This is a genomic window from Clostridiales bacterium, from assembly GCA_030016385.1.
GTDB lineage: Bacteria > Bacillota > Clostridia > Clostridiales > Oxobacteraceae > JASEJN01.
Genome location: JASEJN010000004.1, coordinates 79,436 through 104,703, shown reverse-complemented (window position 1 = coordinate 104,703; position 25,268 = coordinate 79,436). Strand labels below are relative to the sequence as shown.

Here is a 25,268-nt window from a genome sequence, read left to right as displayed (position 1 = left end):
TCATAATGCTCATTCGTTGCTCAAAATAACATAATCCTACTTATGCCTGATTTCAAATCGCGAATTGAAGATAAGGCTAAATGATCCTGTTGATGAAAAAGTAATCAAATATTTGGCAAGCAGGTCTATAAGCCGAGTTCTGTCTTGAATGGCCATCTATCTTAGATATCTGTTGCCAGATACCTTAAGCGATTCTACCCTGAAGCGGGACGGGCAGCCCCTTTATGCTCCTCTATTTGATCTTGCTCCGGATGGGGTTTACACGGCCTCTTAGTTGCCTAAGTAAGGCCGGTGAGCTCTTACCTCGCCTTTTCACCCTTGCTTTAGATATGCAAAAAGCATATCTTTTCAGCGGTAATTTTCTGTTGCACTTTCCTTGAAGTCGCCTTCACCGGGTATTGCCCGGCACCCTGCCCTGTGGAGCTCGGACTTTCCTCTCCTACAGCATTTTTCTGCAGCAGCGACCATCCGGCCTGCTTGCCTCATTTTAATCCAAATATAATATTCTTCCACAATATTCGCAGTAATATATGGCATCTTTCCTCTTCAATGCATCACTCAGTATAGTATTAACTTTCATCCCGCACTCCATACATATGCCGTCTGTTACCTGCGATACGGCACTGCCTTTTTTACACGCAATTTCATTGTACTTATTTAGATAATCCCTGTCAATGTCCTTTATAAGGCTATTCTTTAATTTATTATTCTGTTCGATCTTCTTATCGATTGCACTCTTTTTCTTAACGAAAGTCTCTTTAAGATTTTCAAGCTGGTTTTTATAATCCGATATTATACCATTTCTATCATTTAAATCTTTTTCCAGTTTTTCGTTCCCATCCATAATCTCTAAAAGCTCATTTTCAATTTTGTCTATGGAAAATTTATGCTTTTGAATCTCCTTTTGTATACCGCCTATGGATTTGATATTCTGACCACTTCTATATAGGTTGGAACTGCATTCTTTCAACTTCTCATCTTCATATTTTAACTGGCTGTTAAGCCTTATGGCTTTGCTTTTGTTATCCTGTAATATCTTTTGTCTGCTGTTTACTGCATCTATTTCAATGCGATATTTTTCCTTTAATTCTTTCAATTTTTCAAAGATATCCCTGTCTTTTAATTCTTTTCTGAAATTATTTATCTCTTTATCGATACACTGCAGTTTCCATAAAAGCTCAAGTTGAAGCATAGAGATCACTCCTTTAATATGCAATTTTTATTCAAATTGTGTCAAACCAAGATCCGCCGAATTTTAATACAGCGGATTCTAAAGCTTGCATCCTGGAAAAAACAAAAAGTATAGATAAAATCTATACTTTATAAAATGGGCTGCTATTTTTCTTTGATAATAATACATCTACATCATAATTGCATTCTGTAATCTTTCCCTTGATTATACGGCAAAATTCCGGCATATATGCATTTTCAGTTTCAAAGTGTCCGGCATCTATAAGGCACATACCCATATTCTCAGCATCGCATGCATGATGGTAAGTTATATCGCCCGTTATAAATGCATCACATCCTATATTGAATGCTTCCTCAATTAAATCTGAACCGCTTCCGCTGCATATGCCGACCTTCCTTACGGTCTTTTCTATATTGCCTGTAGCTCTTAAATATTCGATATTCAGCATTTTTTTTACTCTCTCACATAGATCACCAAATCTTATTTCTTTATCCAGATATCCGGCGCGTCCTAATCCGTAAGTTTTAAAATCGTTTTCCAGAAGGTATATATCATAGGCGGGTTTTTCATATGGATGAGCACCGAGCATTGCTGAAATTACAGTGTTTAATCTTTTTGAATCCGTTATAGTTTCTACCTTGGTTTCCCTGACATGCTCTGTATGCCCCACATTGCCTATAAAAGGTGAACTCCCCGCAAGAGGCATAAATGTTCCCTCCCCGCTAATATTATAAGTACAGTTTCGGTATTTTCCTATAGCACCCGCCCCTGCGCTGCACATAGCCTCTCTTACTTTATCTGAAAAATCTTCCGGTACATATACGGCAACCTTGTAATACTTTTCTCTATAGCATCTGCCCATGAGTTCAACATTTTCAAGATCCAATTTGCGCATCAAAAAATCATTTATACCATTACTTGCACAGTCTAAATTAGTATGAGCAGCATAAACGTTTATATTATTATTTATCAGTTTATGTATCATTTTCCCCTTAGGATCCCTGACATTTATAGACTTCAGAGGGTTAAATATCAAGGGATGATGTGATATTATCATATTGCATTTATCTTCTATTGCTTCATCGATAACTTTTTCATTTATATCAAGGGAAATCAATATTGAACTTATCATAGAATTTTCGTCACCTATCAAAAGCCCTACATTATCATATTTCATCGCAAGATAAGCAGGCGCTACCTCTTCGGCTATATCAATTATTTGTTTGCATTTTACAGACATCTTAGCACTTCCTCATACCTTGATATTTTCGTCCTGCAGTAAAATATTTTATCCTGCACGTTCAAAGTCTTGATTTTCTCTATCTTTTTGATTATCTTTTCTATCTTAATTATTTTACCTGAAATAAATTCATTCAACAGGGGATCTCTTTTTTCAATTAATTTCTTCCCTATTTCATAATATATTTTATCATCGATTATTTCAAGCCCCTGCTTGGCAGAAATAACCTGATATATCTTATCCCTTTCCTTTACAAGTTCTTCGTCATATATAGTATATCCACTACTGTAAAAATACTTTCTTACCTCCGGGACTTCCTGCATGGGCTGTATCACAAAATAAGACATATCATCCGCTTTATCTATACCGTCGGACAATATTTTACATATAAGCAAACCGCCCATACCCGCAATTACAGCGCAATCAGCCTCCCCCGCTCTTATGGGAGAGAGACCGAATCCCTGCCTTAAGTCTATCTTATCCTTAAGATTAAAAAGTTCTATATTTTTTTGAGCTTTCTTTAAAGGACCATACCTTAAATCCGATGCAATAATCCTGCTGCATATACCATTCTCGACTAAATAAATCGGCAGATAAGCATGATCAGTTCCTACATCAACAGGCCGCGATCCTTTTTTTATTTTGCTTGCAGTGCATAATAATCTTGGCGTTAAACGCATAAAACATCCTCTTTATTTCAGCCTATTTGAACCTCTCAGTGTGAAAATCTCCAATGTGGGAAACATATACAAAAAAAGCTGTCGTGTGACAGCTTTCTGGTGGGCCTTCAGGGACTCGAACCCCGGACCGACCGGTTATGAGCCGGTTGCTCTAACCAGCTGAGCTAAAGGCCCCTAATTTCTGGATATTAGAGAGTATATAAAGATTATTTGAAGAATATTCTTCGAATATAAAATATACACCCAATATCAGAAATTAACTTGACAAATCACATTATATTTATTTTTGGCGATAAATTCAAATCTCAAAACAAAGCGTTAAAATAGTTTATCTAATCAACAGGGCAATATTATTTAATTTAACTCTTTTTTCCTCTGTATTTTATATTAATCCAAGTAATCCTTTAGCTTCTTGCTTCTGCTTGGGTGCCTGAGTTTTCTTAACGCTTTCGCCTCTATCTGCCTTATTCTCTCCCTTGTCACCTTAAATTCTTTACCTACTTCCTCCAGCGTCCTTGCCCTTCCATCATCAAGGCCAAATCTCAGCCTCAATACTTTTTCCTCCCTAGGAGTCAGCGTATCCAAAACATCTATGAGCTGTTCCTTTAATAATGTAAAAGCCGCAGCTTCAGCCGGAGCCGGGGCTTCATCATCGGGTATAAAATCACCCAGATGGCTATCCTCTTCCTCTCCTATCGGCGTCTCCAGCGATACGGGTTCCTGAGCGATTTTCATAATCTCTCTAACTTTGTCGGCAGGCATCTTCATTTCCTTTGCTATTTCTTCTGCGGTAGGTTCTCTGCCTAATTCCTGAAGAAGCTGTCTCGATACCCTTATCAATTTATTTATCGTTTCAACCATATGGACAGGAATTCTTATAGTCCTTGCCTGATCGGCTATAGCCCTTGTAATTGCCTGCCTTATCCACCATGTAGCATATGTGCTGAATTTAAATCCCTTTTTGTAATCAAATTTCTCAACAGCCTTAATCAGTCCAAGATTTCCCTCCTGTATCAAATCCAGAAACAGCATGCCTCTTCCTACATACCTTTTTGCAATGCTTACAACTAATCTCAAGTTTGCTTCTGCCAGCTTCTTTTTGGCTTCTTCATCGCCCCTTTGCATCCTCTTTGCAAGTTCTATCTCTTCTTCTGCAGAAAGAAGCGGCACTTTGCCTATTTCCTTTAAATACATTCTTACAGGATCATCTATAGCTATACCTTCCGGCAGAGACAAATCAATATTTTCATCTTCATCTGTTGCATTCTTGGATGCATTCTCAGCTTCCCCGACAACCTCTATACCCATCGATTCCAATATATCATACACTTTTTCGATTTTTTCGGGGCTCAAGTCTATCTCTTCAAGTGCATCCATTATTTCCTTATATGTTAGCGTTCCCGACTTTTTACCCTTCTCTATAAGCTGCTTTACGATCCCCATCTTTGTATTTCCTGTTTTCAAGCATATTACCTCCTTTCAAAACTATCGCACCTTAAGTTGCTTTTCAATATCTATTATTTTCTTTAGTAATTCAGCGGATTTCCGGACATCTCCCTCTTTTTCATATACCTTCATCTTTTGCATAAGATCGGTTTTAATCTTTTTAAGCTTTGTCTTATCTATCAAATCTATATAATCATTTATCATTTTTTCTAAATTGCTGTCATCCGCCAGCTCCATGCTAAAAATACTGCTTACCTTTTTCATCTCATCATCATTCTTAAAAGAATCGATTATTTCTCCTGGTACTATGCTTTTACCATTCTTTATAAATCTATACATTATCTCAGCAGTTTTTTTATATGTTTCGTCATTGAAATCTTCCCATGAAAGCCTTTTCTCAATCAAGCTGAAAAATTCCCTTCTTGAATATAAAATATACAATATAAACCTTTCAGCTTTGATATATGCAGCTTCTAAGTATAATTTTTGTCCATCAATATCATAATTATACCCACTATCTTTTTTATCATGGGCGCCATCTGCTGTTTCTGCCCTTGCTATCTCATCATATAACGCCTGGGCAGATATTCCCGTATCTAAAGATACTTTGGATACATATGCATCAATGACAACCGGATTATTTGTCTCTTTAATTATCCGGGCACATGAATTAGTAAATCCTATTTTGCCTTCCGTTGTTGATATATCGAATTTCTCAGCTTCTCGCTTTATTTTATATTCAATAAGCGGCATTGCACCTTCAATACATTTTAAAAATGCATCTTTACCCTCTGCCCTTATATATTCATCCGGATCTTTACCCTTAGGTATACATATTATCTTCACCTTAAATCCTGCATCAGTTAAAATATCAAGCCCCCTTAGAGTCGCTGTCTGCCCCGCTACATCCGAATCATAACAAATCAAAACCTCATCACAATATCTTTTTAAAAGCTTAGCCTGTTCTTTAGTAAGAGAAGTACCCAGCGATGCAACAACACTTTTTATCCCATACTGGTGAAGGGCTATGGCATCCATATATCCTTCTACTATAATGATCCTCCTATCATTGCCACCTGAAACTGCTATGTTCAGGGCATATAAATTGTTTCGTTTATTAAAGACTATCGTTTCAGGAGAATTTAAATATTTAGGCTTCGAATCATCTAACACTCTTCCTCCAAACCCGATAATTTTTCCTCCTACATTAAAAACAGGAAACATAACTCTATTCCTAAATCTGTCGTAATATTTCCCGTCACTTTTTTTAATTATAAGGCCGGCCTTTTCCATCAAATCCGGTTTATAGCCCTTGTCAGTTAAATATTTATTTAGAGAATCCCAGCTATTTAATGCATAACCCAATCCAAATTTTTTTACGATGTCTGAACTTATCCCCCTGTTTTTAAAATAATGTAACGCACTTTGATCTTTTTGCAAATTCCTATAGAAAAACCTGGCCGCTTCTTTAATAACTTCATAAACTTTTTCTTTATTTTCCTTTTTTAATTGATAATTATAATCATTGCCTTCATATATATCTATATTTGCTCTTTCAGCAAGTATTTTAACAGCCTCAATAAAATCAACATTCCTGTATTTCATTATAAATGAAATAACATTTCCGCCTGCGCCGCACCCAAAGCAGTGGAATATCTGCTTATCCTGCAAGACGCTGAATGATGGAGTTTTTTCTTTATGGAAAGGACAGAGCCCAAAATAATTCTTGCCTTTTTTTTGCAAAGATACATAATCGGAAATAACATCTACAATATCATTGCTTTCCCTTATTTTTTCAACTTTATCTTCCTGTATATACATTAACCATCATCTCATTTATATATTATTGTTCGATATATTTTTATTTTTTCCTTCTTATTTGTATCATAAAATTTTAAAATCTACATATATATTCCTTGGTTATTAACATGTAATTATAGTGAGAGCAAATAATATTGTTTTGAAGATTTCGTTCGCTATTTTTCACCTTTACGGCTTTTCAACTATTACAAGAAATTAATAAGTGCTCCAATAGTGATATTTTACTATTTTTCGCTGCTTTTTATACTGTTTGATTTACCTTTCTGTTCCATCATTCCCTATATTTTTTTGAATTTGAAATAAACCTTTATATATATACGATAAAAATATCGTTATCCCTTCTTTTATTTACTTCAATTTGTAATATAAGCTTATGTTATTTTGAACATTCATTCGCCAGATTTTCAAGTTTTATTTATTTCCAGATTACAAATCGAAGTTAAGAATATCACGTACAGCTTTTCATATACTATAATGAACATTTTGTTTTATTTTTTGAGGTGTTTTAATGGGCATTAAAGAATATTTGCCTCATGACGTAATAAATAAAGCAATATTATCTAATTATTCATTTAAAGTCTATAATATCCTCCCCATAAAGTTTAAAGATACGGATAAGCAAAGGGCGGTATATAAAATCGAGACAGATGCCGGTCCAAAATGCTTGAAGAAGGTATATTTTAATGAAGCAAGCCTTCTCTTTGTATACTCGGTTATGGAATGGCTTTTTAACGCCGGAATAAATATACCCACAATGCTCCCTACAAAACACGGAGGAAGATATATAAAGTATAAAAACAACCTATTTATTGTAACCGATTGGATAAATGGAAGAAAATGTGATTATGACATAGGTGACGATATATGTGCAGCCTCTTTAAATCTCGGAAAAATCCATAAATGTTCATACGGTTTTATACCGATTGAAGGAAGTTTTGTTAGGAAGGATATTCCAAACTGGTACAGGACATTCAACAGGAGATATCTTCAGCTTCTTCAATTTTACAATCTCGCTTCGGCGTTAAAAGATGACTTTTCCAAGTCATATTTAAGATATTTTGACTATTTTTCCGAGAGGGCACAACATGCTGTACATATATTCAGTACAATAAATAGTAAAAATTTGATAAAAACTACAGATGATTTTAATACTATATGCCACCTTGATTATGTGAATAAAAATATTATTATAACCGATGGCGGAAAGCTTTACGTAATCGATTTTGACAAATGCAAGATAGATCTGCCTGTACATGACCTTGGTGTATTTCTCAAAAGGATTTTAAAGCGAAAGAATACAAGCTGGGATTTCAATATATTGATGATGACTTTGAAAAACTATGAGAGTCAAAGATCCCTTTCATCAGATGAATTATTGGCTTTATACTCTTTTCTGGAATTTCCTCAGAAATACTGGAAGATATCCAGGGATTATTATAATAATATTAAAGAATGCAACAAGAAAATATTTAATGCAGCTATTTTTAAAATATGCGAGCAAAAAAAAGACCATGATGATTTTTGTGATAGATTCAAGCTATATTTAAATACCAAGTACAATGTTTTATGATTTCCCGTGAGGTTCATTATTTTATACTCTTGAAAATTCATCAAAAATAAAGCTCATGAAATTAACCTGAGCTTTATTTTAACCTTATCTTGGACTTTTTACCTGTGCCCGAGCATCTGCAATCATAATAGAAGCACCCTTTTAAGCAAGTTAATGCATATTAGTCAACAGTTGCCGACTTCTTAGTGGCAACAATCATCGGTGTATGGTTATCTCCTTTGTATCCCATCAATTCAACTTTTTCAAACCCTGCCTGTTTCATTAAACTAATTTCATGACCCAGAGTCAGAGGTGTATCAAAATGTACAAACACATCTTGGGGAATTTTATCCCGTTTTCTTCTACGTTCACATTCAGCAAACAGTAAATCCTCCTGCTCCTTAGATGTTGCAATATAATCACATTCAATATAACAGCCGCCATCTTTTAAACTTTCATATAGCTTTTGAAAAATTAGGATTTTCTTTTCCGGTTTAAAATGATGTAATGTTTGAAAGGATACCGCCACATCAAAACGCTCCTTTCCAAAAGACGCCACAAAATAATCTTCACAAATCAGCGAAAGATTCTTATCTGCATGCTTTCTTTCAAGCTCGTTTAACATAGACTTTGCAAAATCAATGCCTGTTACTTTCATTTTCGGAAATCGCTTAAAAATATAGTCCAGTTCCAAGCCGGTCCCGCATCCTATATCAAGCAGTTCTTTTGCATCTTCTGGAATAATCTGGGCCATCCACTTATAGGAATCTTTCCATGTAGACATATGCTCTTCATAATCTTGAACTCGTACTGTAAAGAACTGATCCATCGCCTCTAATTTTGTATCTTTTGTTTCTTCAAGCCATGCCTTAAGGCTATCTAAAAATTCAATCTCTTTTTCTTCCATTTTGCCATTCTCCTTAATAAAATAGGGTACTGTCCTTAAATCACCAAGGAGCAATACCCATACTTTATTTTGTATTTATACCTTCTAAGCCTTGATGTATAGGCTTTAGAAAGTTATTCTTGCAAATATTTACGGCCTCGGATTTTTTACCTGTGCCTGTGCAGCTGCGAGTCTTGCAATTGGCACCCTGTACGGTGAACATGATACATAATCCAGCCCTGCATTATGGCAGAACTCAATAGATGATGGATCTCCGCCGTGTTCTCCGCATATACCGAGCTTGATATCCGGCCTTGTTTTCCTTCCAAGTTCTACAGCCATCTTAATAAGCTTGCCGACTCCAACCTGATCCAATTTTGCAAACGGATCGCTTTCAAATATCTTTTTCTCATAATAGCTTTCAAGGAATTTGCCTGAATCATCCCTCGAAAAACCAAATGTCATCTGAGTTAAATCATTCGTTCCGAAAGAGAAGAACTCGGCTTCCTTAGCTATTTCATCGGCAGTAAGAGCAGCTCTTGGCACCTCTATCATTGTTCCAACCAGATATTTCATTTTTATTCCTGATTTTTTGATCAATGCATCCGCAGTCTTTGTCACAATATCTTTTACATATTTTAGTTCCTTAACTTCACCGACGAGAGGTATCATGATCTCCGGCACGATGTTAATTCCCTTATTCTTTGTCACATATATAGCAGCTTCTATTATAGCAGTTGTCTGCATTTCAGCAATCTCCGGGTAAGTAACTGAAAGCCTGCAGCCCCTATGTCCCATCATAGGATTAAACTCATGGAGACCAGCAATAGTTTCCTTTAATTCTTCAAATTTGATCCCCATCTGGTCTGCCAGCTCCCTAATGCTTTCGTCATCGTGAGGCACGAATTCATGCAGCGGCGGATCGAGGAATCTTATAGTAACACCCTTATCGCCCAAAGCTTCATATAATCCGATAAAGTCCTGTCTTTGCATTGGAAGAATCTTTGCAAGAGCTTTTTTCCTTTGCTCTACAGTCTTTGCAACTATCATTTCCCTTACAGCAGGTATCCTATCCTCAGCAAAAAACATATGCTCTGTCCTGCAAAGTCCTATGCCTTCTGCTCCAAACTCTACGGCAACTTTAGCATCCCTTGGGATATCAGCATTTGCTTTAACCTTAAGTTTTCTTATCTCATCAACCCATGACATAAATGTTGCAAAATATCCTGTTATTTGAGGTCTTACAGTCTTTATAGCATGATCATATACATAACCTGTCGACCCATCTAAGGAAATATAATCGTTTTTCCCGTATGTTTTTCCTCCAACAGTAAGTTTCTTTGCTTCTTCATCTACATTGATCTGTCCGCATCCGGCTACGCAGCATTTTCCCATTCCTCTCGCTACAACAGCAGCATGGGATGTCATACCACCTCTTACAGTCAATATACCTTCTGCAGCAACCATTCCGTCTATGTCTTCTGGAGATGTTTCAAGCCTTACAAGTACGACCTTCTCACCTGATTTATGGCGGCTCTTTGCTTCCTCAGCGGTAAATGCAATCTTACCACTCGCAGCTCCTGGAGATGCCGGAAGTCCTTTGGCAATCGGTTTTGTATTTTTTAACTCTGTAGTATCAAAAGTAGGATGAAGTACCTGATCCAGTTGCTTAGGTTCAACTTTCAATATTGCTTCTTCTTTTGTTATAAGTCCTTCCTTTACAAGATCAACAGCGATCTTTAAAGCAGCCTGGGCAGTCCTTTTCCCGTTTCTCGTCTGCAGGAAGAACAACTTCCCCTGTTCAACCGTAAATTCCATATCCTGCATATCCTTGTAATGATTTTCAAGGAGTTGGGCAATCCTCATGAACTCAGTATAAGCCTCCGGAAGATCATCTTTCATCTTGGTGATCGGCTGAGGAGTTCTTATGCCGGCAACAACATCTTCACCTTGAGCATTGACAAGATATTCACCAAAAATAGCTTTTTCACCTGTTGCAGGATTTCTTGTGAATGCAACACCTGTTCCCGATGTATTCCCCATATTGCCAAATACCATCTGCTGTACGTTAACGGCTGTACCCCAATCTCCCGGGATATCATTCAGCCTTCTATAAGTAATGGCCCTTGGGTTGTTCCATGATCTAAAAACAGCTTTGACAGCTTCTATTAACTGAACTTTTGGATCCTGCGGGAAGTCAACACCTTTTTCCTTCTTGTATAATTCTTTAAATCTTTTTAAAACTTCTTTTAAATTATCAGCATTTAGATCAGTATCGTATTTTGCACCATTTTCCGCCTTTACCTCATCTAAAATAGCTTCAAACTTAGGCTTTTCGATCTGCATGACAACGTCGCTGAACATCTGCACAAAACGCCTGTAACTGTCATATGCAAATCTTTCATTTTGTGTAAGAGCCGCAAGGCCTAATACAGTTTCGTCGTTCAAACCCAAGTTTAATATTGTATCCATCATACCTGGCATGGAAACTCTTGCACCTGAACGCACCGAAACAAGCAATGGATTTTTTGCGTCTCCCAGTTTCTTTTTAGTAAGAGCTTCAAGATTTTTAAGATGATCTTCGATTTGGGTTAATATATCATCGTTGATAACTTCCCCGTCTTCATAGTAACTTATACAAGCTTCCGTAGAAATGGTAAATCCCTTAGGTACGGGAAGCCCTATTACCGTCATCTCTGCTAAGTTTGCACCTTTTCCGCCCAAAAGATTACGCATTTGTGCATTACCTTCACTAAAAAGGTATACGTATTTTTTCTTATCCATGTTTAAATGCCCCCTAAACTGTTATTTTGTGTTAAACACTTTCAATTTAATATGTAAGAAAAAAAGTGTCCTTTCATAAATCAAAAAGCGGCCAAATTGTGTTTGTATTTTAAATATCACTATGATATTTAAAATACAAACACAACTATTATTATATATATATAGTCATTTTTAGTAAATATCTTTTTAAAAATATTCGACATATCTGCCTAAATAACTTAGCACAAACTTCAAATAATGCCCAAATGGATGTATAAAGCGACACAGTTTTAATTACTCGTATGGCAAAACATAAAATCTCCTTCCATAATATTCTTCATATCCAAAACATGTACCCGTGATATTTTAAAAATGATAATTATTTAGTTTAAATATAACCATATTAAATTTTTGCCACGGATAAAAAAAATAAACTCCGAAAGCAGCGGAATTTATTAAATATTTCTATTCTAATTAAATTTATGCTTCGTCATTATGCTCTTTAGAAGTTTTCTCTTTACCGGCATTCTTCATTATATCTTTAACTACTTCAACCTTGCCATCCGGCCTTTCGATCTCGACTTCAATTTTGGTAAATACTGCTGCAAGAGCACCTATTGCAACAACAGCAGGCATATAATATATGCCTATGGCCCCACCGACAATTCCCGCGCCGACAGGTATATTCAAAATAACTTTGCCATCCTTTTTTATCTTGATCCTGGTTACATTTCCCTTCTTTATTATATTCTTTATCGCTTCGGCGAATTCGTTGCCTACATCTCCGACCGAATCGGCAAAGCTTTTCTGATTCTTTTCAATATAAATAATCGCATCCAAAACATTGCCGTTTGCTTTTAAAAGAGCTTCTTTTGCATCTTCGTAGTTTACCTTCGTTCTCTCTCTTACAATATCGACCTTTTCCAACTCAATATCCACAAAAATCACCTCTATAATTTTTTTAACACAGACCTATAGGTTTTCCACACTTTTTATATCGTTTAAAAAGTCTAAGCTTTTAAATTCCCTTTCCAGATAATATTTTATATAATCTTTCATGACTTTTTTGATTTCATTTTTGTTTTCAATTGAAATCCTTATGGTATTCAACTTTTCCAGCGGCGTCTTTAAAATATATCTCATGATATTTATCGTAGAGCGGTCAATTCTTATGCTGTTACTGCTCGTATCCGCGCATTTTTCACATACCAATCCGCCGGCCTGGCTTAAAAATGCAGTGAGCTTATTGTCGGTATCGCATATCATGCACCTGTACAATCCAGGCATATAACCTGATATAGACATAGACTTTATCTCAAATGCCATAGTCAGAATATCACGATCAATTCTGCCCTCCGACATTAAATAAAATGTCTTTAAAATCAAAGCAAATAAATCGGTATTCCTCTCGTCATTTTGAGTAAGCACATCGGAAAGTTCAAGTATATATGAGCAATAGGTAAGAGTATATAAATCCCCTAAGAGATTCTGAAACGACTCCTTTACGTCCGCTTGATTTATGGTGTAAAGGCTTCTACCCTTATACATTACGTATTCACCATATGAAAAAAGCTGTGTTGACGCTAAAAACTTGCTTTTAGGTTTCCTTGCCCCATGGGCAACTGCTTGAATTTTTCCGATTCTGTCTGTAAAAAGGGTGATAATTTTATCCGCTTCACCCAAATTTATCTGCTTCATTACAATGCCCTGGGCTTTAACAAGTGGCATCTTTACCGCCCCTTTAAGAATATCATTTTATATTTTTTGAATCAGCTTCATCTTTATTATTTTTTTCAGCAGTTTTTAACTGATTGGTATTTTTAATATCGTTATACATAAGATAAATATCTATATTACCTGTCTTTTCAAAAAACTTCCACACCACCTTATCCAGCATGTAACTCCCCCTTATGAGCAATTATTATTAAAATACTTACTCCCCTTTAAGGATTTGAATATATTCACTTCCATTCGTCATTCATAAAATATAAGTTTCATCCATACTAAATTTCAAATTACGAATTGAAGATATATTTATCTACAAATTTATATTTTCCATGCTGATTTAGATTATACATGGAAGAGTTTTACGCTTTCAAACTGTAGCCAAGTCTTTTCAAAGATGATGGATCGTCTCTCCAGTCTTTGTTTACTTTGACCCATAGATTCAGGTATACTTTAGAATCAAGAATTTTTTCTATATCGGCCCTTGCCTTAATGCCTATGTTTTTTAGCATCCGTCCGTCTTTACCTATTATGATGCTTTTGTGCGATTCCTTTTCACAGTATATCACCGCACTGATATCGATTAAGTTTTTCTTCTCTTCCCTCTTCATATGTTCCACTTCAACAGCTATACCATGGGGAACTTCTTCCCTTAAAAATTGAAGTGCCTTTTCCCTTATTATCTCCGATACTAAAAATCTTTTATTTTGATTGGTCAATACATCATCGGGAAAATACTTAGGACCCTCCGGCAAATTCTCCACTAAAATTTTAAGAAGGGTATCGGTATTTATGCCCTTAAGCGCAGATATCGGAACTATTTCCTTAAAATCATATAATGATTTATATATATCTATCGTTTTTGCAAGTTCCTCTTTTGTATACTCATCGACTTTGTTGATAGTGAGTATTACAGATGCATTTTCATCTCTGAAATGCTCGATTATTTTACTATCTGCCGCATTGATTTCCTTTGAAGGCGTGATCATAAACAGTATTATATCAGCGTCATTAAAAGTATTCTGAGCTGCTTTTACCATATACTCGCCAAGCCTGTGCCTCGGCCTGTGAATACCGGGCGTATCGATAAAAACTATCTGATAATTCTTCTCGGTCAAAACCGTTTGTAAATTGTTCCTCGTAGTTTGAGGTTTATTTGACACAATTGAAACCTTTTCTCCTAGGAAACGGTTCATAAGTGTCGATTTACCTACATTGGGCCTTCCTGCGATTGTTACAAACCCTGATTTAAATATTTCTGTCAAGAAATTCTCCTCCATTATTCTAAATCGTTTTTCGTAAACGGTACTGGAAACAGATCCTTTAAACTATACTCTTTATATTCTCCGTATCTATTGGATATATATACTTTCATATCATATGAAAATTCAGCCATTACCTGCCTGCAGACACCACAGGGCAGCACAAACATATCGCTATCGCTATTAATAGCGATAGAAATAAAATCTTTTACCCCTTCGGAAACAGCTTTGAATATTGCAGTCCTTTCGGCGCAATTGGTAACACCATATGATGCATTTTCAATATTGCAACCTGTATAAATCCTGCCGTCTTTTGCAAGCAGGGCCGCTCCAACTCTGAATTTGGAATACGGTGCATATGCATTTTCCTTGGCTTTCATCGAAGATTCAATCAGTTGTCTTATATCCATTTAACCACCTGCAATAACTCTTGATTCTCAAGCAAAAACATAACCAGCTTTCCTTACCGAATTCTGTCAACTAAATTATATCAATTGCCATAAAATATGTAAAGAACTTCGAACCGTAAAGGTGTACATATATTATTTCGATTTTAAACACTAATTCGCCAGATTCAAGTTTTAAAAGGTCTTGCTTTCTCTTTAAAAGACGACAAATATCAATATCGTTACAGTAATACCTAGGATGCCGCCTATTACAGTCTGAAGTACCGAGTGGATTTTAGATTCGATCCTTGTTTGTGCGACAAGAAACGCCATAAAAAAAGCAAGAGTTGCAATCAACAAATCCTTTGTAAGAAGTGAAATCATCGTTGCGATAGAAAATGCGATGGCGCTGTGGCCGCTCGGCATTCCGCCGCGCAGAGGCGTTCCTTCTCCGAAATATGCTTTCAAGCTTATAACAGCAATCATCACGATTGCAAGGCATATAAATATCGTATGGGGAGGTGAATTTTTAACTTTATATATAACAATCTGCGTCACAGGCATTAGCCTATCAAAAAACAAAAGGTAACCTACCAGAATCGCATTTAATGCGGACACCAGCACAGCACCTGCTGCGACATTTTTAGCTATCTTCGCTAAAGGATGATAATAATTTACAAATATATCTATCGTAGCTTCTATTGCCGTATTTATCAATTCCATGACTATTACAAAAGTAATAGAAATAAAAAGTATTAAAAGCTCCATTTTAGACAAATCAAAAAAAAGACTGATGCATAATACAGCAGCAGCAATTGCAAAATGGATTCTCATATTTCTCTGCGTTCGCAGCGTATAGATTATTCCCTGTATTGCATAATTAAAACTATCAGTGATCCTCTTAGCCTTCATGGTTTTCTCCAATTTATCTTGTAAGGCCAATGCCTGCAAGAATATCCTCTTCTTCTTTCCTCATGATCCTTCTTTCGCTTTCGGTTTCATGGTCAAACCCCAGAAGATGAAGCATCCCATGAACCGTTAAGTATGCGACTTCCCTCTCGAATGAATGGCCGTATTCTATGGATTGTTCATATGCCCTGTCAAGTGATATGGCTATATCCCCTAAAACAAGTTCGCCGGTATTGAGATCCATATTATCTATATCGGAACCCATGAGATTATTTTTATACTCTATTTGAGGAAAAGATAATACATCTGTAATTTTATCAATTCCCCTGAAGTTTTTATTTATCCTTTTAATTTCTTCATTATCTATAAAAATAATACTGACTTCACATTTTTTTTTCATTCCTTCATGCTTTATAGTGTTTTCTACAGCTATTTTGACTAGCCCTTCTAATTCATCTGTTTTAAATTTCTTTTGCCTGTCATCTATTAAAAGAGTCAAACAAATCATCATCCTTTTCTTCCGCGGTAATACTCGGATACTCCACTCTGTCGTGATATATCCCGTTTAATACATTTAAGAAGGCCTTGATTATTTTATTTATATCCTTTATGGTGATATCGCATTCCTCAAGCTGGCCGTCTTCCAATTTTTCGTTTACTATTTTTCTTACCATCTCTTCGATATTCATTTTCGTGGGCGATTGGATGGACCTCACCGCGGCTTCTACTGAATCAGCAAACATAACAATGGCTGCCTCCCTCGTCTGAGGCTTTGGCCCTTCATACCTGAATTGCTCTTTATCTATTTCTTCATGTATATCTCCGCCGTTTACAGCTTTTACATAAAAATATTTTACCAGCGTCGTACCGTGATGCTGCTTTATTATATCTATTATCTGAGAAGGGAGCTTGCTTTTTTTAGCCATTTCAACTCCGTCTTTAATATGGCTTGTTATTATAAGAGTACTTAAACTTGGAGTAATCTTATCATGTGGATTTTCGTTTGTAAGCTGATTCTCTTTGAAAAAATAAGGCCTTTTGATCTTACCTATGTCATGATAATACGACCCCACTCTTGCGAGGAGTGAATTTCCACCAATGGCATCGGCTGCAGCCTCCGCCAAGTTCCCCACAAGCACGCTATGATGATAGGTACCCGGTGCTTCGAATAAAAGCTTCTTTAACAATGGTTGATTGGGGTTTGAAAGCTCTAAAAGCCTCATCGGTGTTACTATATCGAAAATAGTTTCACAAAATGGAAGCAATCCTATGGTAAATATTGTAGCGAGGCCTCCATTCACCAAACCGAGAAGGCTTTGCAGCAATACCACTTTCGTCATGGTACTGTTGATTAAACTTGTAGCAAATATCGCAAGGGTATTTATTCCGCTTATGATTACTCCGGCGATTAAAATATCATTTCTCTGATGCATTTTGGATGCGATAATGGCTCCCGCGCTGCCACCTATCAGCCCTACGATAAACACATCTATATTGTAACCCGTCATAAGAGTGATAAAAGTGGATAAGGCGATATTTAAAACCAATGCAAAACGATGTTTCATCAAAATAGATATAGTCATCGTCGCAAAAGCGGTAGGTATTAGAAATCCCGAAATCGATTTTGAATATGCAAATTTAGCAATAAGCAATTCTATTACGACAATGGAGCATATGAGAATCAGCTTTCCGGGGCTGTTCAGTATTTCATGAGCAAACCTGTTTATATAGACTATCACAAGCATTTCAAGAAGTGCAACCAATATGCCTACGCCTATATAAAGTGAAAAGTCTATTTTGCTCTGCTCCTCCAAAAGCCCAAGGCTCTTCAGTATGGATATTTGCTCTTCCGTTACAAGCTCGCCTTTTCCGACTATTTTTTGATATTTTTTTACCATAACCGGACTTTGTTTAGCTTTTTCTTTTGCTTCGTTCTGTTTGTCCTGGGTCGCATTTATATCGAGAACCATATTAGGCTTGATCAGCATAAATCCTATATTAGTTCCGAGATCCTTCAAATCCTTCCGCAAAACAAGATTGGACATGGCATATGAATAATCCTGTTTCTTTTCCTTAAGGTCATTCTCATTATCGTTTATATTTTTTTCAAATGCCGCATTGAGATACTCTATAACCCTGGTCCTTAAAGAATTGATATCATCCTTGCTCGCCTGTACGGCTGTAATATAATCATCCTTTGCCAATTTTATGGGCGATTCGCTGCTTAATTTATTAACCCTTATTTCATCTTTATTTTTCTCATCCGGACTAATCTGCATGGCCTGTACCTCAAGTACCTTGTTAAAAAAGCTATTGGCCTTATCTATTGCCTGTTTTTGAATATTTCTATCAGGCGTATATATCTCTCCTACATCCGCTATGGCTTGTTCTATTTTTTTATTCGTAGCGACTTCGTTTATTACGTCTTTTGGAGAAATAATATCTTCAGTTGCATACTCATTTGGATGCAGATTATATTTTTGAGGGGTCAAACTTGTCGCAATCAATGCATAGATTATGATAAATATCGCGATTCCTATAGTTACCTGCTGGAATCTTCTATTTTTCATAAACCAGTTGAAATTTTTAAAAATCTGTTTTGAGCCTACAGTATTCCTCTGTAAATCCATTGTTATTCCTCCTATCAGGATTCCCCATCAGTTGCCTTGCTGTACCTTTCGTATGCCTTTATGATCTCCATTACAAGCCTGTGCCTTACTACATCTTTATATGTCAAATATACAAAATCAATACCGTTTATATTCTTAAGCACTTTGATAACATGCTTTAAACCTGAAGTCTTATCTTTCCCAAGATCTATCTGCGTTATATCCCCCGTTACAACAACTCTCGAGCCAAATCCAAAACGCGTCAACAGCATTTTCATCTGCTCCGGAGTAGTATTTTGCGCCTCATCAAGTATGATAAAAGAATCGTCAAGGGTTCTTCCCCTCATATATGCAAGAGGAGCAACTTCAATTACCCCGCTTTCCATATATTTTGTGAACGTTTCTATTCCAAGTATATCATACAGAGAATCATAAAGAGGCCTTAAATAAGGGTCTATCTTTTCCTGCAAATCGCCTGGAAGAAAACCTAACTTTTCGCCTGCTTCAACGGCAGGCCTTGTAAGAACAATCCTGCTCACTCTTTTATTCTTTAGAAACGATACCGCCATAGCTATCGCAAGATAAGTCTTTCCGGTACCTGCAGGCCCTATCCCAAATACGACGTCATTTTTCTGTATGGATTCTACATATCTTTTTTGCCCTATTGTTTTACATCTGATAGCCTTTCCCTTAGATGTAAAACATATAACATCATCCATTAAATCTTTTATCTTATCCTCGTTTCCCTCGTTTACAAGTTCAATCAGATAATTTACGCTCTGCTCTGTAATCTCTTCACCATCCTTGATCATATCGATGAGTTTATTTATGACCTTCACGGCCTTTAAAACTCCCTGCTCTTTTCCTGTAATCTTTATTTCATCGCTTCTGTTTAAAATATTCACTCCATACTGTTTTTCGACCAATTTTATATTTGAATCAAAGCTCCCAAATAAAAGAGCCACTTCATTTATATTATTGACCTTTACATTTGCTTCTTTAACACTTTCCGCCAAGTTTTAATCCTCCTTATTTATCGAAGACAAGTTATTCATGTGCAATTATTTTATCTCCTCGCTGGCTCCTATGTCCTCCATAGTCTCTATGGTTACATTAGCTACAGCCACACCTTCCTTTATAGTTGCGCTCACTTTTTTATCAATAATCTTAGCACTTTTTGAAATATTGTCGAGGATAGATTTCTCAGCGATACCCAATGCCTGCTTTTGTGCTTCTTCTTTAGTTATTGCCATATTTTTAGCGATTGTTTCATAATAATCTTCTATCACAATCCGGACAGGAAGCTGAAAAACATCGGTATCAATTAATCCTGTACTTCTTTCTATTTTATCATAACTTTTATATGGAATGTTTAATTTTTTTAACATATATTTCTTTGATCCTGAAATAATATATATGCTTTGAGCTTTCCTGCCTGTTCGGATATTTTTCTGGCTCTTGAGCGGAACCGCGGCACTCCCGTCATACCATGTTCTGGCAAGGATCTCCGCTGAGGCATGAACATATCTTCTTCCGGCATTTTCCCTGTCTATAGCGCCTGTAACAAGCAGTTGTCCCTTTCTTACGGGGTCCCCTTGTGAAACAACTACGTCTCCGTTCGTAGACGCAATTTTTTCAATTATCCCATCCCTTTTTGCAACAATATTACATGGTTTGTCCACAGGCACCATTTCGGGGGCCGGTACCTTTTCCTTCACCTGAACTTCCGCCCTTGTTCCGATTAATTTTATTTTTATCCATGATAAACTGCTCATCCTTATAAGCATATTGTTTTCAACATCTGCTACTGCAATATTTAATTTAGGAGCTCCAGGCCTCACCCCCAATGCGGACAAATTTTGGGTTACATCCTGCGTCCTTATTCCCTCTACGCCTGTTATTCTTACGCTCCATATAAATGAGGAAAGCCATATTATCAAAGCCACAAATATTAAAAAACCTGCCGCCATCATCTTTCTTTTACCAAGTCTCGATAAAAAAAATGGGAAGCCTTTTTTTTCAACAATAGATATTCGACATCCCGTTTTTCTGGATATTCTTTTAAGCGATCTATATCCTTTTATATTTATCTTCATCAAAACTTCGGTAAAGCTGATGCGTTTTATGTCCCAGAGATATATCTTATTTGTTACCGACATATTGAGGAATCTCTCTATATCGAGGCCTTCAACCTTTATTGTGAGATAACCTTTCATATATTTATTAATGCTTTCTCTCATTTTACAGACACCCCTAACCTGATATATCTATATTCTCTATCTGGCCTGTAATAACTATCTCTTCTGCTAAGATATTTTTTATTTCAAGATTCAGGCCGGTTATTTTATATATTCCTATGCTCGTGTTTATCCTTATAGTCTGACTGCTGTATTCAATTAAACCGCGGTGATTTTCAATATCTATCTCGGAATTTCCTACTATTGTCACTCTCGGAATATTCATCACAATATCTTCCGGCAATTCCAGTATTTCTGCAAATCGTTCCCTGAGTTTTCCCGGCCTTTTAATCACTGTACCCACTTCCATAGAATATGATTTGAAGATAACTGTTTCATATAATATTTTTATGCTACATATAATCAATAATTCCAAAAAATACAAAAACACCTGTTTGTACAGGTGTTTTATATATTACATCAACTGTTCTTTTACTATCTGGCTGACAACTCTGCCATCGGCTTTTCCCCTAACCTTCGGCTGAAGATTTGTCATAACCTTGCCCATATCCCTTATGCTATTTGCTCCCACTTCGATTATTGCTTCTCTGACAATCTCATTAATCTCATCTTTCGTTAACTGCTGAGGAAGGTAATCAAGTAATATCTCTATTTCCTTTTTGGTTTGCTCTACAAGGTCAGGCCTTTTGCCTTTTTCAAATTCCACAATTGACTCTTTCCTTTGCTTTATTTCCTTTGATAAAACGGCAATTACCTGGTCATCATCAAGGGCTTTGCCATCACTTTTTTCGGACTGCAATATAGCAGCTCTTGCCATAGAAATAACTCCGGCTTTGAAGTTTTCTCTGCCTTTCAAGGCAGCCTTCCAGTCGTCCTTAAGTCTTTCTTTGAGGGACAACTTAACCCCTCCTTTTTATATATTAAATTACTTAAATTTCCTCTTTCTTGCTGCTTCGGATTTTTTCTTCCTTCTAACACTTGGCTTTTCATAATGCTCTCTCTTGCGAACTTCAGCTAATACGCCAGCCCGTGCACATTTTCTTTTAAATCTTCTAAGAGCACTCTCTAATGACTCGTTTTCGCCAACCTTGATTTCTGACATCTATTTTTCCCTCCCTCCAATATTAACAATTGTGCTTAATATAAAAATCTATATTATGCTGCAATTTTGCGGGATATAAATAGCACAATTTTTATTATAGCTTAATTAGCCAAATAAAGTCAATACTGCAGTTTATTCGACTTTAGCAAACTTTCGGCCCTTCAACTTACAACTTTAATATGGGATGTGTTTTGGTGGATACGTCAGCCGCCAATTAAAGTTTTATTTAGCCTGGAGGCCACTTGAGATCTCTGCCGCCAAGCAAATGAAAATGCAGATGCATAACACTCTGCCCTCCGTCTTTGCCGCAATTTGCAACAATCCTGAATCCGCTTTTTGCTATATTGTATTTTTCCGCAATCGACTTTATAGCATTGAACGCCTTTGAAACTATTGATATATTCTCATCATTTAAATCCATGACAGATGATATATGCTTTTTGGGAATAACAATAATATGAACAGGTGCTTCGGGTTTTATGTCTTTAAAAGCTAAAATATCTTCATCTTCATATACTATCTCGCTCTGAATCTTTTTCTGCGCTATCAGACAAAAAACACATTCCGACATTTTTTCACCTCCCATTTTGATGCATTCTCAAGTCAAGTTAATTTAAATTTAAGCTCGTGTATGAGAAAAACATTTCATTCTGCTGTTTAGAAAAATATCTTTCCCTTTTTATAATACATAACATATTATCTTAATTCAACAAATCATATAAAACTCCTTCATTTTTAAGCAAATATATCATCGGTTGAACGTTGCAAGCATCGCCTTCAAATCATCATCTTCCATAAAAAGCTAAATGTCCTATGGCATATTCACCCATGCTCTTCTCTAAAACACATTTTTTTATATTGCCTATCAGTTTATTATCGTTCGATTTTATCCTTATGTTTATATAATTATCGCTATAACCTTCCAAATAATCAGCATCTTCCTTTACTCTCTGTTCAAAAAGCACATCAAGAGTTCCGCCAATAAATTTATCGATAAACTTTTTTTCATTGATCTCATTAAGCTTAAGCAACATATTGCTCCTTTTTTCCTTTACTTCAGGAGAAACCTGCCCCTTGAATTTTGCAGCGGGCGTACCTCTTCTCGGTGAATATTTGAAAACATGGGTTTTAGAAAGCTCCAACCTTTTTAAAAAATTATATGTTTCATTAAATTCTTCATCAGTCTCGCCTGGAAAACCTGTGATAATATCGGTAGTTATTGAAACTCCGGGAAATGCATCCCTCAATTTCTCTACGATGTCTTCATATTGGGCGGCGGTATACCTCCGGTTCATTCTCTTAAGTGTCGCATCGCACCCGCTTTGAAGCGAAAGATGAAAATGCCTGCATAATTTTTTTATTTTTTTTAGCCTCTCAATTATATTATCTTTAAAAAATACCGGTTCAACAGAACCTATTCTTATTCTCTCTATACCATCAATATATTCAATTTTTTCAATTATATCAACTAAATTTATATTCCCAAGATCAACGCCGTATGATGCGATGTGTATACCTGACAGTATGATTTCCTTAAAGCCTGCTTTTGATAGCTTTTCCACCTCATTTAAGACATTTTCGGGTTCCCTGCTTCTTATAGGCCCCCTCGCATAAGGGATCATGCAATAAGAACAAAACCTGTTGCAGCCATCCTGTATTTTTAAAAAAGCCCTTGTTTTATCCCTGTATTGATCTATATCTAATTCTTCAAACTTTTTCACTTTCATTATATCGCTAACATGTTTTATTTTGACATTATTTTTTTTATATTCTTCCACAAAATCGATGATCTTTTTCCTGTCGTCGGTACCTATAACGATATCCACACCCGGTATAGCCATTACCTTTTCAGGGAATACCTGCGAATAGCATCCTGTAACCGCTATTATTGCATTCGCATTATTCCTCTTTGCCCTTCTTATCATATTCCTGGATTTTTTATCTCCCGAGCTCGTTACAGTACATGTGTTTATTACATATATATCCGCAGGTTCGTCGAAGTCTACAATTTCATATCCTGCTTTTCTGAACAGCTCAATCATAGCCTCGGTTTCGAAGCTATTTACCTTGCATCCGAGAGTAAATGCACCTATGGTCTTTTTCCGTCCATACTTCTTATAGAATTCATCATTGCTGAGAGTTATATCAACTTTTTCATTACTATTTTCCATCTTTTATCTTTCTCTACCCTTCTAAACCGGTTTTACTTGATTATATTAAATGGTTTAATTCCCGTCAAGCAAAATGTATGGATATATCTGGCCGTAGCACAAGACGATACATGTAAAATTCTATGCTTTTTGTATCTTTCTTTTTAGTGAAATACCAAAAAGGAGAACGGCTGGAAATACAATTCCTGCGAGGATGCCCGCCTTTAAATTATCACCTGCTGCGCTGGATACCAGACCTACAAATGTTGGCCCTGCCGAGCATCCTAAATCACCCCCAAGGGCGAGAAATGCAAACATGGCAGTCCCACCGCCTTTTATGGTCGCAGATGCCATACTGAAAGTCCCAGGCCACAAGATGCCGACGGATAAGCCGCACAATCCACAACCGATAAGCCCGAGAACCGGTAACGGTGACAGAGAAATAACAACATAGGAACATATGCAAAGAACAGCGCTGCAAACCATAAAATTATTCAAATCGATCTTTTCCCCGTGTTTGCCATAGATCAGTCTTGTTACTCCCATCATCATCGCAAAAAACATGGGGCCAGCAAGATCGCCAATCGTTTTGCTGACTCCAAGTCCCTGCTCCGCAAATGCAGACGCCCATTGGCTTACGGCTTGCTCACAAGCCCCGGCACACATCATTAAAAGCATTAAAATCCAGAAAGCCTTTCTCTGTATGAGTTCTTTAACGGTAAGGTCCTTCTCATCTTCCGCAATCAAAGGAGCTATCGGTACTTTCATAAAAGTATAAACATTGGTAATAGGTATCAATGCCCATAACAAGGCAAGTATTTTCCAATTTTTGATCCCAAACAGGCTGAAAAACAGTGTGGAAAACAGAATCACGCCAACATGCCCCCAGCAATAAAACGAGTGCAAAATGCTCATTGTTTTTTCTTTGTTATCAGTTGGACATGCCTCCACGATTGGGCTAATCAAAACCTCAAGGAGGCCCCCGCCTGAAGCATAAATAATGACGGCCATCAACAGACCCACAAACGGGTCAGAAAACAATCCGGGCAAAATCGTAAGACAAATCAAGCCAGTTGCTGATAAAACATGTGCAATTACAGCTGACGCACGATAGCCTATCTTATCAATGAAACCCGCAGACAGAAAGTCGATCACCAGTTGCAGACCAAAATTAGCGGTGACAAGCATAGTAATTTTCGATAAGGGAATATAGTAGCCATTCTGAAAAGTCAAAAATAAAAGAGGTACAAAATTATTGACAATTGCTTGTACAATATATCCGGTAAAACAGGCATGTACCGTTTTTTTATAATCAGGATTCATCAAGATCCTCCTTGCAGTACACGAATA

General features: G+C 36.5%; 24 protein-coding genes, 1 tRNA gene and 1 other RNA gene. 1 reads left to right on the top strand and 25 read right to left on the bottom strand.

Annotated elements, in window-relative coordinates; genetic code table 11:
- Positions 1-112: 112 nt before the first annotated feature.
- From rnpB to dnaG, 7 genes are all read right to left on the bottom strand, one after another.
- An RNA gene (rnpB, locus tag QME45_02030) (RNase P RNA component class A) lies at positions 113-480 on the bottom strand.
- Positions 481-487: 7 nt separating this feature from the next.
- The gene (locus tag QME45_02025) at positions 488-1,192 is read right to left on the bottom strand and encodes a hypothetical protein (GenBank protein MDI6617437.1); all 705 of its coding nucleotides are present in this window, start codon (positions 1,190-1,192) and stop codon (positions 488-490) included.
- A gap of 121 nt (positions 1,193-1,313) precedes the next feature.
- The gene (locus QME45_02020; GenBank protein MDI6617436.1) at positions 1,314-2,432 is read right to left on the bottom strand and encodes a Nif3-like dinuclear metal center hexameric protein; all 1,119 of its coding nucleotides are present in this window, start codon (positions 2,430-2,432) and stop codon (positions 1,314-1,316) included.
- Positions 2,423-3,112: a class I SAM-dependent methyltransferase gene (locus tag QME45_02015; protein ID MDI6617435.1), complete on the bottom strand. Its 690-nt coding sequence runs from the start codon at positions 3,110-3,112 to the stop codon at positions 2,423-2,425. Before QME45_02015 ends, QME45_02020 begins: the two co-directional genes overlap by 10 nt.
- A 97-nt stretch (positions 3,113-3,209) precedes the next feature.
- Positions 3,210-3,286: transfer RNA gene (locus QME45_02010), tRNA-Ile, on the bottom strand.
- A gap of 213 nt (positions 3,287-3,499) precedes the next feature.
- Positions 3,500-4,555: an RNA polymerase sigma factor RpoD gene (rpoD, locus tag QME45_02005; GenBank protein MDI6617434.1), complete on the bottom strand. Its 1,056-nt coding sequence runs from the start codon at positions 4,553-4,555 to the stop codon at positions 3,500-3,502.
- Between the two features lie 42 nt (positions 4,556-4,597).
- Complete coding sequence (dnaG, locus tag QME45_02000) at positions 4,598-6,379, bottom strand: DNA primase (protein ID MDI6617433.1); 1,782 nt, start codon at positions 6,377-6,379, stop codon at positions 4,598-4,600.
- 508 nt (positions 6,380-6,887) lie between these two features.
- On the opposite strand from dnaG, the gene QME45_01995 reads away from it, so the two are divergent.
- Positions 6,888-7,949, top strand: coding sequence for a CotS family spore coat protein (locus tag QME45_01995; protein ID MDI6617432.1), 1,062 nt, complete (start codon positions 6,888-6,890; stop codon positions 7,947-7,949).
- A 160-nt stretch (positions 7,950-8,109) separates the two neighbouring features.
- Here the strand turns inward: QME45_01995 and QME45_01990 are convergent, their stop codons facing one another.
- From QME45_01990 to QME45_01905, 18 genes are all read right to left on the bottom strand, one after another.
- On the bottom strand, positions 8,110-8,835 hold the full coding sequence (locus tag QME45_01990; GenBank protein MDI6617431.1) for a class I SAM-dependent methyltransferase: 726 nt from the start codon (positions 8,833-8,835) through the stop codon (positions 8,110-8,112).
- Between the two features lie 129 nt (positions 8,836-8,964).
- The gene (gene ppdK / locus QME45_01985; protein ID MDI6617430.1) at positions 8,965-11,598 is read right to left on the bottom strand and encodes a pyruvate, phosphate dikinase; all 2,634 of its coding nucleotides are present in this window, start codon (positions 11,596-11,598) and stop codon (positions 8,965-8,967) included.
- A 459-nt stretch (positions 11,599-12,057) separates the two neighbouring features.
- Positions 12,058-12,516, bottom strand: a complete 459-nt coding sequence (locus QME45_01980) for a DUF4342 domain-containing protein (GenBank protein ID MDI6617429.1) — start codon at positions 12,514-12,516, stop codon at positions 12,058-12,060.
- Positions 12,517-12,549: 33 nt separating this feature from the next.
- A complete protein-coding gene (gene recO / locus QME45_01975) occupies positions 12,550-13,305 on the bottom strand; it encodes a DNA repair protein RecO (protein ID MDI6617428.1) in 756 nt (251 codons plus the stop codon).
- Between the two features lie 22 nt (positions 13,306-13,327).
- Positions 13,328-13,474, bottom strand: coding sequence for a YqzL family protein (locus tag QME45_01970; protein MDI6617427.1), 147 nt, complete (start codon positions 13,472-13,474; stop codon positions 13,328-13,330).
- 190 nt (positions 13,475-13,664) lie between these two features.
- The gene (gene era, locus QME45_01965; protein ID MDI6617426.1) at positions 13,665-14,558 is read right to left on the bottom strand and encodes a GTPase Era; all 894 of its coding nucleotides are present in this window, start codon (positions 14,556-14,558) and stop codon (positions 13,665-13,667) included.
- 23 nt (positions 14,559-14,581) lie between these two features.
- On the bottom strand, positions 14,582-14,974 hold the full coding sequence (locus QME45_01960; protein MDI6617425.1) for a cytidine deaminase: 393 nt from the start codon (positions 14,972-14,974) through the stop codon (positions 14,582-14,584).
- 192 nt (positions 14,975-15,166) lie between these two features.
- Positions 15,167-15,862 (bottom strand): diacylglycerol kinase, encoded by a 696-nt coding sequence (locus QME45_01955; GenBank protein MDI6617424.1) that lies wholly within the window; start codon positions 15,860-15,862, stop codon positions 15,167-15,169.
- A gap of 13 nt (positions 15,863-15,875) precedes the next feature.
- Positions 15,876-16,358, bottom strand: a complete 483-nt coding sequence (gene ybeY, locus QME45_01950) for an rRNA maturation RNase YbeY (protein MDI6617423.1) — start codon at positions 16,356-16,358, stop codon at positions 15,876-15,878.
- The gene (locus QME45_01945; protein ID MDI6617422.1) at positions 16,339-18,489 is read right to left on the bottom strand and encodes an HDIG domain-containing protein; all 2,151 of its coding nucleotides are present in this window, start codon (positions 18,487-18,489) and stop codon (positions 16,339-16,341) included. Before QME45_01945 ends, ybeY begins: the two co-directional genes overlap by 20 nt.
- Before the next feature lie 14 nt (positions 18,490-18,503).
- Positions 18,504-19,484: a PhoH family protein gene (locus QME45_01940; GenBank protein ID MDI6617421.1), complete on the bottom strand. Its 981-nt coding sequence runs from the start codon at positions 19,482-19,484 to the stop codon at positions 18,504-18,506.
- Between the two features lie 45 nt (positions 19,485-19,529).
- Positions 19,530-20,708: a sporulation protein YqfD gene (gene yqfD / locus QME45_01935; protein MDI6617420.1), complete on the bottom strand. Its 1,179-nt coding sequence runs from the start codon at positions 20,706-20,708 to the stop codon at positions 19,530-19,532.
- A gap of 13 nt (positions 20,709-20,721) precedes the next feature.
- Complete coding sequence (gene yqfC / locus QME45_01930) at positions 20,722-21,000, bottom strand: sporulation protein YqfC (GenBank protein ID MDI6617419.1); 279 nt, start codon at positions 20,998-21,000, stop codon at positions 20,722-20,724.
- A 120-nt stretch (positions 21,001-21,120) separates the two neighbouring features.
- On the bottom strand, positions 21,121-21,564 hold the full coding sequence (locus QME45_01925; GenBank protein ID MDI6617418.1) for a GatB/YqeY domain-containing protein: 444 nt from the start codon (positions 21,562-21,564) through the stop codon (positions 21,121-21,123).
- 27 nt (positions 21,565-21,591) lie between these two features.
- Positions 21,592-21,768 (bottom strand): 30S ribosomal protein S21, encoded by a 177-nt coding sequence (gene rpsU / locus QME45_01920; GenBank protein ID MDI6617417.1) that lies wholly within the window; start codon positions 21,766-21,768, stop codon positions 21,592-21,594.
- Positions 21,769-21,994: 226 nt separating this feature from the next.
- Positions 21,995-22,339: a histidine triad nucleotide-binding protein gene (locus tag QME45_01915; GenBank protein MDI6617416.1), complete on the bottom strand. Its 345-nt coding sequence runs from the start codon at positions 22,337-22,339 to the stop codon at positions 21,995-21,997.
- Positions 22,340-22,553: 214 nt separating this feature from the next.
- Positions 22,554-23,939 (bottom strand): tRNA (N(6)-L-threonylcarbamoyladenosine(37)-C(2))-methylthiotransferase MtaB, encoded by a 1,386-nt coding sequence (gene mtaB, locus QME45_01910; GenBank protein ID MDI6617415.1) that lies wholly within the window; start codon positions 23,937-23,939, stop codon positions 22,554-22,556.
- A 120-nt stretch (positions 23,940-24,059) separates the two neighbouring features.
- Entirely contained in the window at positions 24,060-25,241 is a 1,182-nt protein-coding gene (locus tag QME45_01905) for an MFS transporter (GenBank protein MDI6617414.1), read from the bottom strand.
- Positions 25,242-25,268 lie beyond the last annotated feature (27 nt).